The organism is Schleiferia thermophila, assembly GCF_003337435.1.
GTDB lineage: Bacteria > Bacteroidota > Bacteroidia > Flavobacteriales > Schleiferiaceae > Schleiferia > Schleiferia thermophila.
Genome location: NZ_QPJS01000001.1, coordinates 842421 through 854062, shown reverse-complemented (window position 1 = coordinate 854062; position 11642 = coordinate 842421). Strand labels below are relative to the sequence as shown.

14 protein-coding genes and 1 tRNA gene are annotated in these 11642 nt (G+C 45.4%); 2 read left to right on the top strand and 13 right to left on the bottom strand.

What is annotated here, in order from left to right:
• Positions 1-83: 83 nt before the first annotated feature.
• Both DES35_RS03650 and DES35_RS03645 read right to left on the bottom strand, forming a co-directional pair.
• Complete coding sequence (locus DES35_RS03650) at positions 84-401, bottom strand: cell division protein ZapA (RefSeq protein ID WP_037356212.1); 318 nt, start codon at positions 399-401, stop codon at positions 84-86.
• Between the two features lie 5 nt (positions 402-406).
• The gene (locus DES35_RS03645) at positions 407-694 is read right to left on the bottom strand and encodes a hypothetical protein (protein ID WP_037356209.1); all 288 of its coding nucleotides are present in this window, start codon (positions 692-694) and stop codon (positions 407-409) included.
• A gap of 37 nt (positions 695-731) precedes the next feature.
• Here DES35_RS03645 and DES35_RS11500 point away from each other — a divergent pair, with 37 nt between their 5' ends.
• The gene (locus tag DES35_RS11500) at positions 732-878 is read left to right on the top strand and encodes a hypothetical protein (protein WP_160171943.1); all 147 of its coding nucleotides are present in this window, start codon (positions 732-734) and stop codon (positions 876-878) included.
• A 321-nt stretch (positions 879-1199) separates the two neighbouring features.
• On the opposite strand, the gene lysS is transcribed toward DES35_RS11500, so the two are convergent.
• The 9 genes from lysS to DES35_RS03595 all read right to left on the bottom strand — a co-directional run bounded on the left by lysS (position 1200) and on the right by DES35_RS03595 (position 8824).
• Complete coding sequence (gene lysS / locus DES35_RS03635; RefSeq protein WP_037356206.1) at positions 1200-2921, bottom strand: lysine--tRNA ligase; 1722 nt, start codon at positions 2919-2921, stop codon at positions 1200-1202.
• A 290-nt stretch (positions 2922-3211) separates the two neighbouring features.
• Positions 3212-3285 (bottom strand) — tRNA-Asp (locus DES35_RS03630).
• A 173-nt stretch (positions 3286-3458) separates the two neighbouring features.
• Positions 3459-4154 (bottom strand): RsmE family RNA methyltransferase, encoded by a 696-nt coding sequence (locus DES35_RS03625; protein ID WP_114365801.1) that lies wholly within the window; start codon positions 4152-4154, stop codon positions 3459-3461.
• Positions 4154-5059 (bottom strand): 30S ribosomal protein S6--L-glutamate ligase, encoded by a 906-nt coding sequence (gene rimK, locus DES35_RS03620; protein ID WP_114365800.1) that lies wholly within the window; start codon positions 5057-5059, stop codon positions 4154-4156. Before rimK ends, DES35_RS03625 begins: the two co-directional genes overlap by 1 nt.
• Positions 5059-5547, bottom strand: a complete 489-nt coding sequence (locus DES35_RS03615) for an ATP-dependent zinc protease family protein (protein ID WP_114365799.1) — start codon at positions 5545-5547, stop codon at positions 5059-5061. The genes rimK and DES35_RS03615 overlap by 1 nt, the downstream gene beginning before the upstream one ends.
• On the bottom strand, positions 5532-6668 hold the full coding sequence (locus tag DES35_RS03610; RefSeq protein WP_114365798.1) for a glycosyltransferase: 1137 nt from the start codon (positions 6666-6668) through the stop codon (positions 5532-5534). Before DES35_RS03610 ends, DES35_RS03615 begins: the two co-directional genes overlap by 16 nt.
• 17 nt (positions 6669-6685) lie before the next feature.
• On the bottom strand, positions 6686-7897 hold the full coding sequence (locus tag DES35_RS03605) for an alanine dehydrogenase (RefSeq protein ID WP_114365797.1): 1212 nt from the start codon (positions 7895-7897) through the stop codon (positions 6686-6688).
• Entirely contained in the window at positions 7890-8318 is a 429-nt protein-coding gene (gene tsaE / locus DES35_RS03600) for a tRNA (adenosine(37)-N6)-threonylcarbamoyltransferase complex ATPase subunit type 1 TsaE (protein ID WP_125039350.1), read from the bottom strand. The genes DES35_RS03605 and tsaE overlap by 8 nt, the downstream gene beginning before the upstream one ends.
• 140 nt (positions 8319-8458) lie before the next feature.
• Entirely contained in the window at positions 8459-8824 is a 366-nt protein-coding gene (locus tag DES35_RS03595; RefSeq protein ID WP_114365795.1) for a nucleotidyltransferase family protein, read from the bottom strand.
• A gap of 174 nt (positions 8825-8998) precedes the next feature.
• Here DES35_RS03595 and DES35_RS03590 point away from each other — a divergent pair, with 174 nt between their 5' ends.
• Complete coding sequence (locus DES35_RS03590; protein WP_037356191.1) at positions 8999-10231, top strand: glycosyltransferase; 1233 nt, start codon at positions 8999-9001, stop codon at positions 10229-10231.
• Here DES35_RS03590 and pnuC read toward each other — a convergent pair.
• Together pnuC and DES35_RS03580 are read right to left on the bottom strand one after the other, a co-directional pair.
• The gene (gene pnuC / locus DES35_RS03585; protein WP_160171942.1) at positions 10228-10800 is read right to left on the bottom strand and encodes a nicotinamide riboside transporter PnuC; all 573 of its coding nucleotides are present in this window, start codon (positions 10798-10800) and stop codon (positions 10228-10230) included. The two genes, DES35_RS03590 and pnuC, sit on opposite strands and share 4 nt — an antisense overlap.
• Positions 10772-11599: an XRE family transcriptional regulator gene (locus DES35_RS03580; RefSeq protein WP_037356188.1), complete on the bottom strand. Its 828-nt coding sequence runs from the start codon at positions 11597-11599 to the stop codon at positions 10772-10774. The genes pnuC and DES35_RS03580 overlap by 29 nt, the downstream gene beginning before the upstream one ends.
• Positions 11600-11642 lie beyond the last annotated feature (43 nt).

Sequence of the window (11642 nt, the reverse complement as noted above, 5' to 3'; positions counted from 1 at the left end):
CCCCAGGCAGTGCTCCTTATTAGGATTACTGTTGAGTTTAGCACATAGTCGTTCAGTGCGGGCAATGGGGTGTAAAAAGAACGTTAGGCTGATGGCAAACCTTGCGTACTTGTTTCGAGCATTGAATAAATTTCAGAGAGCTGATATTCGAGGCGTTGTGTTTCTTCTTCGCGTTTTTTTTCGTTGGAAATCAATCGATTGGCCAATTGCAGGGCGCACATGGCGAGCAGGTCCTGCTTGGTGGCTACGTCGTAGTTTCTTTCCAGCTGATTCAGGCAGTCTTCCAGCAGTTTGATGGCATTTCTCAAGGTTTGTTCTTCGGACCTTCGCACTTTGAGCGGATACCATCTGCCTGCTATCTGAACCTTTATCTTTATAAACTCTCCGGAATTTATTTCCATAATTTTTATTGCTCCAACAGCGCAAGACATTTGTCTATCTCCCGCACCAGTTCATTAATTCTGGATTTGGTTTGAATCGACGTGAGGGTGTCGGTTCGCTCCAATTCCATTTGCAAGGAGCCTTGTCGCTCGATGAGGTTTTGGTTGAGCGCCTGAAGGTCCTGTACCCTCTTGCGCAATCGGACGACTTCGACTTTGAGTCTGATATTTTCTTCTCTGGCCTCTTGCAGCAGATGGGTGGCTTCTTCTACTTTCTCCTTTAGTCTGCTGACCAACATTTCCAGAGAATTCATATCAGGTTCTACGCCTTGCGCTGCAAAGTTAGAGCAAATGTTTAACGTATCAAACTATCTGAAGGAACGATTGAGAAGATTTTTTTACTTGATTTATTTTCAATGGATTGGAGAGGATTTTTTCAGAGGGTCTCTTTTCGGATATCTCGAGTGTCATGTCGGAATGCAGGTTTGGGCTGTGTGAGAGTTCTGAGTAGGTTATATCACTGTTTTTCTACTGCTTTTTCCCTGCATTTCTACTCTATTAATAGGATTTATATGACTTTCAGTGGGTTGGTTTCTTGTCTGAGGGTTGTCTTCCGGGTTTGTGCAGGTTTTTCGGATGGGTTTGCTGGTTGTGGGAGTAGTGCGTGAGGGATGCGGAGGGCGCCCGCAGGGCGGTGCGGAGCACGGGAGCGAAGCGTACCCCGCAGCAGCCCGACCCCGCGCGGTAAGGCTACCGTGAGGTGGCCGGCGCGCGGGGGCACGCCCAAAGAAAAGCAAAGAAATAGGAAGTGGATGTGGGTTAGTTTTGGGTAAACCAGGCTTCGACTTCGGAGAGTTGGAGGGCGGGGATGGTGAGTTTTTTCTTTTTGCGAAGGCCGTTGAGCTGCTGGTGTACTTGGGTGGGCTTGAGGCTGCGCATGGTGTCGAGGCTGCCGAAGGCTTCCTGGGCTAGGGGGATCCATTCTGCAGGAATGCCTGCATGGGCCCATGTGTCGGTTTTGGGGGCGGTGGTAAACTGCTCGGGTTTCATCTGAGGGAAGAAGAGGACTTCTTGTATGCTGGTCTGACCGGTGAGGAGCATGGTGAGGCGGTCGATGCCGATGCCGAGGCCGGCGGTGGGTGGCATGCCGTATTCGAGGGCGCGGAGGAAGTCGTGGTCGATGAACATGGCTTCGTCGTCGCCTCGCTGGCTGAGGCGGAGCTGCTCTTCGAAGCGCTGGCGCTGGTCGAGGGGATCGTTGAGCTCGGAGTAGGCGTTGGCGATTTCTTTGCCGTTGACAATGAGTTCGAATCGCTCGGTGAGCTGTGGGTCGTGGCGGTGTTTTTTACAGAGGGGCGACATTTCGATGGGGTAATCGATGATGAAGGTGGGCTGGATGAAGTGGGGTTCGCATTTTTCGCCGAAGATGGCGTCGATGAGTTTGGCTTTGCCCATTTCGGGGGTGACGTCGATGTGGAGCTGGTGACAGGTCTGGCGGAGCTGGTCTTCGTCCATACCGGAGATGTCGATGCCGGTGTATCGGCGAATGGCTTCGTACATGGTGATGCGTGGGTAGGGGGCTTTGAAGTCGATGGTGTGTTTGCCGAAGAGGACTTGTGTGCTGCCGTTGTTGATGGCTTTGGTGACGTGCTCAAGGAGGTTTTCGGTGAATTGCATCATCCAGTGGTAGTCTTTGTAGGCTACATAGATTTCCATGCCGGTAAATTCGGGATTGTGGGTGCGGTCCATGCCTTCGTTTCGGAAGTTTTTGGCAAATTCGTACACGCCTTCGAAGCCGCCTACAATGAGGCGCTTGAGGTAGAGCTCATTTGCTATGCGGAGGTAGAGGGGTATGTCGAGTGCGTTGTGATGGGTGATGAAGGGGCGGGCCGTGGCTCCGCCGGGGATGGGCTGGAGAATGGGGGTTTCGACCTCGAGATATCCGAAGGAATTGAAATACTCGCGCATGGCCTGGATGATACGGGTTCGTTTGATGAAGATGTCTTTGACGTGGGGGTTGACGACGAGGTCTACGTAGCGCATGCGGTAGCGCTGTTCGGGGTCGGTAAAGGCGTCGTGTACCTGACCTTGTGCATCTACTTTTACAATGGGCAGGGGGCGGAGGGCTTTGCTCAAAAAGGTAAAAGTGTGTACATGGACGGTGAGCTCACCCATTTGTGTGCGGAACACATAGCCTTTGATTCCGATGAAGTCGCCAATGTCGATGTGTTTTTTAACGACTTCGTTGTAGAGGGTCTTGTCGTCGGTGGGACAAATTTGGTCGCGCTGGAAGTATATCTGGATTTTGCCGGTGGCGTCTTTCAGGTCGAAAAAGGCGGCTTTGCCCATTAGCCGCTTGCTCATGATGCGGCCAGCCAGGGATACTGATGCAAATTCCTGGGGCTGGTCGTCGCTGAAGTGTTGAAGGATATCGGTGGCGTGATGGGTGACAGGATATTCGTCGGCCGGATAGGGATTGATGCCGAGTTCGATGAGTTTTTTAAGGGATTCTCTGCGTTGGAGTTCTTGTTCGGACAGCATGGGAAAAGTGGTTGATTTCTTTGATTGTACAAAACGGCTGCAAAGATAGGGGGTTCATACTGCTTTTTGCGGGTAAGCAGGGGTGTGAGAGGGATGGGTTTCTGACACCTGGGTGATGTCCCTTCTGGATGAGGTTGGAGATTTTGGGGATTGGCTGTGAGTGGCGGTGATACAGGTAATAGTGGATAATAACTTGCATGGAGGTCTGAGAGGCAGGAGATGGTTCGGGATGCGGTGGGAATAAAATGCAAAAGGGGCTGATGAGCCCCTTTTTGCACTTTTGCTGTAAGCGGTCCGGACGGGACTCGAACCCGCGATCTCCGCCGTGACAGGGCGGCATCCTAACCAACTGAACGACCGGACCAGAGATGCAATGAACTTTGGAAAAGCGGTGGCAAAGATATGGCTGTAATCGAAACCGCAAAATCTTTTATTTGCTAAAGGGCATTTTTTTTACAAGTCACTTTCAGGAGTTTATCAACTATTTTAAGGGTATTAACTTTTGGTTAGGAAAGAAAAGGGTGGGTTGAAGAGGGATTAGAGGTTTCGCAAACGGAGGAATGAGAGGGCGGCAATAGCTGCGGTTTCTGTACGCAGTCGAAGGCTTCCAAGGGAGATGATGGATGCACCTGAATGGAGTGCGGCAGAAATTTCGGCAGGTGTGAAATCGCCTTCCGGTCCGATATACAGACTCACTACCTCGGCATCGGGGGACCATGCTGTAATGGGTGTTTTGTGCGTATGAGCACATGTAGCAAGTGCTTTGAGGCCCCGGGCGTGTGCAATGGCTTCCTGGAAGGTGGAGTAGTATGTAATGTGTGGGAAATATGGGTTGAGGCTTTGTTTACAGGCAGCCTGGCTGATTCTGTGGTATCGGTCGATGTTGAATTTGCTTCTTGCAGTACGTTGGCATTGGACAAAATTCAGGGAAGTGACGCCAAGTTCGGTAGCTTTTTCTATGAGCCATTCGGTTCGGTCGGTAGTGCGTGTCGGTGATGTGAAGAGGTGAATTTGAGGATGGTGGTTGGGCTGTGTGTTCAGCTCGGTTACTTCTATTGTGGTTTTTTTGGGATGCGTGTCGAGCACTACTCCTTTTGCCAAGAGACCGCGACCATCGGTCAGTAGGACTGGTTCACCGGTTTGGAGCCTGAGGACTTTAACGAGGTGATGGCTCTCCTCCGTGTCAAGTTGTATGGTACCGGTGTGCAATGGCTGTGCGAAGAACAAATTCATCAGGCGCCGATTTTATCTGATTTTTTAGGTTTGTTGACTTGTTTTTCTACATATTGAATGATGGCCGTGGCTATATCGATGTTGCTGTATCGTTCGATGCCTTCCAGTCCGGGGCTGCTGTTTACTTCCATTACTAGTGGGCCTCTATTGCTCTGCAGCATATCTACACCAGCTATGGAAAGTCCAAGGCTTTGGGCAGCGGCTACAGCAATTTCCTTTTCCTTTCTGGTCAATTTAATGGCTTCGCCGGTACCGCCCCGATGGAGGTTGCTTCTGAAGTCTCCTTCCTTTCCGATTCGACGATAGGCTGCGATTACTTTTCCATCGATTACAAAAGCTCTGACATCGCGTCCGGCAGATTCTTCTATGAATTCCTGGACCAGAATATTGGCCTCCAGACCGTAGAAGGCTTCAATGACGGATTTGGCGGCCTTTTTGGTTTCAGCCAGGACGACGCCGAGGCCTTGGGTACCTTCGAGTAACTTGACGACAAGCGGGGGTCCTCCTACTTGTTTGATTAAATGGTCGATGTCGCTGGGAAATTTAGCGAAGGCTGTGCGTGGTATGGGGATTCCTTTGGAGGCCAGGATTTGCAGGGCGCGAAGCTTATCGCGGGACCTTACTAACGCCAGCGAGCTTAGGGTAGTAAAGACTTTTTTCATTTCAAACTGGCGAATGATGCTGGACCCATAGAAAGTGACGGAAGAGCCAATTCTGGGAATGATGGCATCGACGTTGGCAACTACGTGGTCGCCATAGTACACATCCAGGTTATTGGCGTCCATCACCACGTAGCATTTGGTGTGGTTCATCACCTTGATGGCATGACCGCGGGCTTGAGCAGCTTCTACCAATCTTCGGGTAGAGTACAGATTTCTATTGGTGGATAGAATGAGGATGTTCATTAAGGCAAGTTGATAAAATTTTGATATTTAAGCCTGTAGGAAAGGTCTTTTTGTCTGACATCGACGAGAAAACCTCGTCTGAGCAATTTTCTTCCCAGCAGCAGAGGGAATTTCATTTTCTCGCGGTCAGCCAGGGTGATTTCGGTTTTAAATTTTTTACCGAAAAGTACTACGGTGGTTTTTATGGAGTAGCGTTTTTCGGTTTGTCCGAATGAATTTTTTATTACTTTTTCGAAAAACTCAAAGGAGTAATATTTTTTGTTTTGATAGCTGGGATGCTCCGGATCGAGGAGCATGAATGAAATAGCCGGTTTGCCATTGATGGTGTGCAGCTCTACATTGTGGCAATGCAGAGCTGAGGTGGCCGCTCCTGTGTCGATCCTACATGCTAGATCAAACACATTAAATTCGGGCAAATCGATATGGTCTGAATCTCCGATTAAATATATGGGTCTTTCCTTTGGTTTGTTGATTACTTTCTTTTCCATGCTTTGGGAGAACCAAAAATCAGGTTTTCAATCCAGACTCTCAACTGCACCAGGACCACAGCAACCGACAGTAGCGGATACCACCATCCCAGGGTTCCATCGCCGGAAAGCTTGCCAAAGGTGACAAGGGAATACCACCTGAAAGAGTAATAGGTCAATGTGAGCAACAGCGGTACGATATAATCGTCTATTCCATAGACACTACCAGCGAGCGAAATGGCAGATATCAAAAAAACAAGCATCCTTGAAAGCTGATAGATGGCCAGGTACACTTTAGAAGTCAGATGGTAATGTGCAGAGGTAGTAAAATGTCGTCGACGCTGGTATATGTAATCGCTCCAGCTGGATTTAGGCGTACTGACGGTAATGGCCTTTGGATTGATGACTACTGAAGTATTTCGATGAGTGGCAGTTTGGTTGACAAACAGGTCGTCGTCGCCGGATGGGATATGCATATGAGTACTGAATCCCTTCGCTTGGAAAAATAGGTCGCGTGTGTAAGAAAGATTTCTTCCTACGGCCATAAAGGGCATACCGGCGATGGCAGAGGTAAGGTACAACCAGCCGGTCTGGAGAGTTTCAAACCGGATGATGAGATTAAGCAGTCCGGGTCTCTTTTCATATCCTCCATAGCCAAGAACTATTTTTTTATCGGCATTGGAGTATCCGCTCATCATCTCAGAAATCCAATACTGCGACGAAGGTCTGCAATCGGCATCTGTAAAGAGCAAAGTATCGTATGATGCCGCCTTAATGCCGAGGGTTAGTGCAAATTTTTTTCCGCTCCAGAATTTGTCGTTTTCAGGGACGTGAACCACTTTCAGTCGGGCGTGTCTTCCAGCCATATCCTCGAGGAAAAATCTGGAATCATCCCATGACCTGTCATTGACTACCACCACTTCAAAATAAGGATAGTTTTGATTCAGAATTGAGGGCAGGTTTTTTTTCAGGTTTTCGAATTCGTTTCGTGCACAGATTACGACCGATACTGGCACATTTACCCTATCCGAAGGTGTAATTCCTTTTTTTAGTTGTAAATTTTTTATCAGTATAAAAAACTGAAATGCAAGTGTCGGGACAAGCAGATACAACAAAGCAAATGCATCCAGCAATACGAACATATGGGATCCTACTGAGATTAATAACCAATCAATAAATCAGCGTCGCTAAAAGGCAAGTTGTACCACTCACCTATTGCTTTGTTGGTCACGATACCATTAAACAAATAGAGCCCGGAGCGAAGATGGGAACACGATTTCAGGGCACTGATGTAACCGCCTTTTTCGGAAATCTCGAGCAAAAGGGGAGCCAAGACGTTGCTAAGGGCAAAAGAAGCAGTTCGAGAGACTCTCGACGCTATATTAGGTACGCAGTAATGTATCACTCCATGCTTGATAAACACAGGATAATCGTGAGTGGTGATTTCTGATGTTTCAAAGACTCCTCCATTATCGATGCTCACATCGACTATGACAGAGCCGGGTTTCATTTTTTCCACCATTTCTTCGGTCACGACGGTCGGCGTTCGACCCTTTTCAGGTCGAAGCGCTCCTATGGCCACATCGGCCCTGGTCAATGCTTTAGCCAGAATATTGGGTTGAAAGATGCTTGTATAAATGGGTTGGTTGAGGGACTCCTGCAACTGTCGCAATCGCAGGATGGACTTGTCAAATACTTTGACTATAGCGCCGAGAGCAAGAGCAGTTTTAGCCGCAAAGAGGCCTACAGTACCAGCGCCTACAATGACAATTTCGGTAGGTGGTACGCCGGCAATACCACCCAGAAGATATCCCTTTCCTTCCCTTGTGTTGCTCAGATACTCTGAAGCTATAAGAATGGAGGTAGTTCCGGCTATTTCGCTCATAGAGCGCACAATCGGGACAATGCCATCTTCGTCTTTGATGTGCTCAAAGGCCAAAGCCGTAATCTTTTTGTCCATCAGTTTTTTAAAATACTCTCGAGTTCGTGTTTTGATTTGAATGGCTGAAACCAAAAGTTGCTTTGGCTTGAAGTGAGCAATTTCTTCCACCAGGGGAGGTTCTACTTTTACGATGATTTCGGCATCATAGACTTGTTTTGTATCATAGACGATTTCAGCTCCAGCCTCCGAATAATCCAGGTCGCTGTAGCGGGCACCGATGCCAGCACCGGATTCTATTCTGACCCGATGACCGTTGCTTACCAGTAGTCGCACAGCTTCGGGTGTCAAAGCGATTCTCTTTTCCTGCAACCATGATTCCTTTGGAATACCTATAAAAAGCTGCTGAGCTTTAGCAGCTACTTCGAGCATCTCTTCTTTTGGCAGCAACGAAAAACCCGGAACACTCCAGAGCTGTGTAGGGTTACTCATATTTTTTTGTGTTAACTTTTAGACTTCTTGTGGTGTTTTTTTTACAAATTTCAATACACAAAACTTCACCCCAAAGCAATGGCTCCATCACCTGTGGCCACTCGATCAGGCACCATTTTCCAGAATGGAGAATCTCTTCCAAACCTGACGCCACAGCTTCCTGAGTGTCCCTCAATCGATAACAATCCAGATGATAGATCGCCTCCCCCTCAGGAGTTGCATATTCATTTACAATGGCAAAAGTAGGACTCGAAACCGCATCCGAAAGCCCAATGGATGAGAGCAGTTGGGAGATAAAAGTGGTTTTTCCGGCTCCCATCTCGCCGTACAACAGCCATACTTTAATATCCGAATATCTTCTGTAAATGTCCATTGAAACCCTGGCGAGCTCGCATAGGGTTTTGATTTCAATGTGTTGCACGGATTGTATTTTAATAATCACTTTTTGCAAAAGTCTGAAAAATCAAGTAACAACGCACCCTGTCAATAGATTTTAATCGGGGAGTTGCTTAGACTCCAAACAATCTGGTGAATTTTAGCAAAAGACAGCGTCAAACTACACTACTTTCTGTATATCAATATTTTTTCAGACTTATGATGAATGGGTTGTTCCACCTCTGGATCATTGATTTCATAAAGGTCGATATGAATGTTAAACAAGCTATTTAGTTGATTTTTCAGAGCAATCAGTAATTTGGCTCTTTCATCTGGATTATTTTCCGTAAAATCTACCAAAAAATCGAAATCTTCACCCTGCTGATGCTGAGCTCTGGCTGCAGAACCTACCAAGTACAAAACTTTAACCTTGAAAAATGAGCATAGATATTGAACGTCGTGATATTTACCTGCCAATAAAGCTGTTGATTCATTGATTTCAGACAATTTAAGGATTACTTCAGGTATGGAATATGATATACCAAAAATCATAAATCCTATTTTTTGAGCACAAGTTTTAATTTTTTCTTCATATGAAATATGACCAGGATCAACTCAAAAGATAAGAAAAATCATCATGCAGGTATCTTATCAATATTTTTTCGGGAAACATTGAATAAATTTTCTACCTGCAAGTAAGTTTGTACCTTCTAAAGGCCGAAAGCAATGCTTAATCGCACTATACCAGAAAACTTTATCATATTCGGACAGCAACCATGGGATACACCCATTGGAAGCAATTGTAAAAACATAGCGTTGGAATTGAGCAAAAATTTCAACGTACTCTACATCAATATTCCTCTGGACAGAGCTACTTTACTTCGAAATTTGCCCGAAGATAAAACACATATCGAACGCAGAAAAGCAGTACTCAATGGGCAAGTAAATCCCTTTGAAAAAATTAATGAACATCTGACTGCATTCACCCCGGCCACCGTCATCGAAAGCATTAACTGGCTTCCCGACGGAAGGATGTTTGATTTTTTAAATAAAATCAACAATCGAAGGATTGCAAAACAAGTGAAGTATGCGATGAATAAATTGAAAATAAAAAACTTTATTCTGTTCAACGACAGCGATATGTTTCGAAGCTTTTATATGAAAGAATTGCTTCATCCTTTTTTCTCCATTTATTATTCGAGAGATAATTTGATTTCTACCGAATACTTCAAAAAACACGGCACAAGACTGGAACCCCGGTTGATCGCTAAAAGTGATATGGCTGCCGCCAACAGTATTTATCTCAAAAACTATTGTGCACAATTTAATCCCAATAGCTACTACATAGGTCAGGGGTGCGAATTGGAGGTATTTGATCCGTCGAAAGAATTTGCAAAACCAGCTGATATGGAAGGGATCACGCACCCTGTGATAGGATATATCGGAGCCCTGCTAAAGCTGCGTCTTGACCTGGGACTACTGGAAAAACTGGCTGGTCAGAAGTCCGATTGGAATTTTGTTTTCGTGGGACCTGAAGATGAACATTTCAAAGCTTCAAAGCTTCATGAAATGAAAAACGTATATTTTCTAGGCCCTAAAAAACCTGAACAATTGCCAGCCTATTTATACTACTTTGATGTGGCCATCAATCCACAAGAAATAAATCCAATGACCATAGGCAACTACCCGAGAAAAATAGATGAATATCTTGCCATGGGCAAACCAGTAGTAGCCACCAGGACAGAGGCAATGGAAGCCTTCAGCGATCATGTATATTTGGCTGAAACGGCGGAAGAATTTGCACATTTGATCGAGCAGGCATTGCAGGAAACCAACAATCTGAAAAAAGCTGAAAAAAGAATCGAATTGGCCAAAAGTCATACATGGGAAAACTCTGTAAACGAACTATTGAACGGCATTTATCAAACCTTGGAAAAGAGGGATACAGCAAAATCCTAAGTCCAAAGAATCCATCCCCTAACGGCTAAAATAGTATATGCCAGATACAAACCAGAGGTAAAATATAAATTAAGTCTCCAGTAAAGTACCACTGAAGCCAAATCAATCACTATCCAATACAACCAGTTTTCAGGAAAGTAATTCACCATCAGAAATGTAGCCCATATACTAAATATTGTAGTAAATGCATCCAAATAAACCTGTTTGGCACCATTGATTAAAGACAAATATTTTCCGCTGAAATAAACCATACTTCCAAGTACAGCGATTACTAAAAAGTGGATCATGGCCGAAAAGGGTTCTTCCGCACCACTTTTTAAAAATCGCTCCGATCCGGAAAGGCCATAAAAAGCCATTATGAGATAAAATATGTGAAGTAAAAACTCGGCATAAATACCTTTAATATAGCACAAATACATATAGATAACAGAAGCAAGAATAGCAAACCACCAACACCACATATTGCCGGAAGCCAATAGCCATGTATACAAAAAACTAAACACTACGGCAATTGCCTCCAATATTTTTAAACCAATGGCACTAAGCCGGTTCGCCAGGTCTGTCTCCAACAGTCAATGTGTTTTTTATATCGTGAAGGTCTTTTTGCATGGCCATCAGCGCGGTTGTCAGCTGATCTTTACTGAGTTCCGGCAAAGAAAAATCAGAGCTGATGAAATAGACAAACTTCCACAACTCGAGGATTTCATCTATTTTAACTTCATATGGTGAGTAGATAGGATTGGTAGAAACCAATAAAAGTCCACTGTTTTTCAAGATATGATTAAAAACAATTTTGAAAACTATACCTTCAGTGCGGGTGACCAAAATACAGGGCGTACCGTCCTTTACAGAAATCCACTGGTCCACGTATTCACCTATGACAATGGCCCCTTCCGGCAGAGGCAACATACTGTCGCCAGATATAGTGAATGCTCTGTATTTTCTGTTTTTGGACAAAAATGGTAGCTGCAATACAGGGAGTTCGCTGATATATTCCGGATCGGAATATCCAGCCGTGTAGCCAGCCTTTGCTTTTTCAGGCACCAATTCGGTGAGATTTTCATTTGAGGGAGTTACAGCAGTGGTCAGAATCCTCAATTTCCTGCTGAGCATTTCAATGTCTTCGCCCCGTTCAAGAGCGCTGAGTTCTGACTCTCTCAAGGTAGAAAGATCTTGTTTCAGCAATCGGTCAATGCTAATCCTGAAGAAATCTGCCAATTTTACTAGGACCACAAGCGGAGGATCAGCCAATTGGTTTTCATAGGAATTTACAGCAGAACGCGTAATTCCTATTTCATGTGCAAGTTGTTCCTGTGAGAGACGCTTCCTTTTCCTCAGCACTTTGATGTTTTTTGCCAAAATATCCATGACATTCTATTTTGAATGGCAAATTTACTATCAATTAATTGGC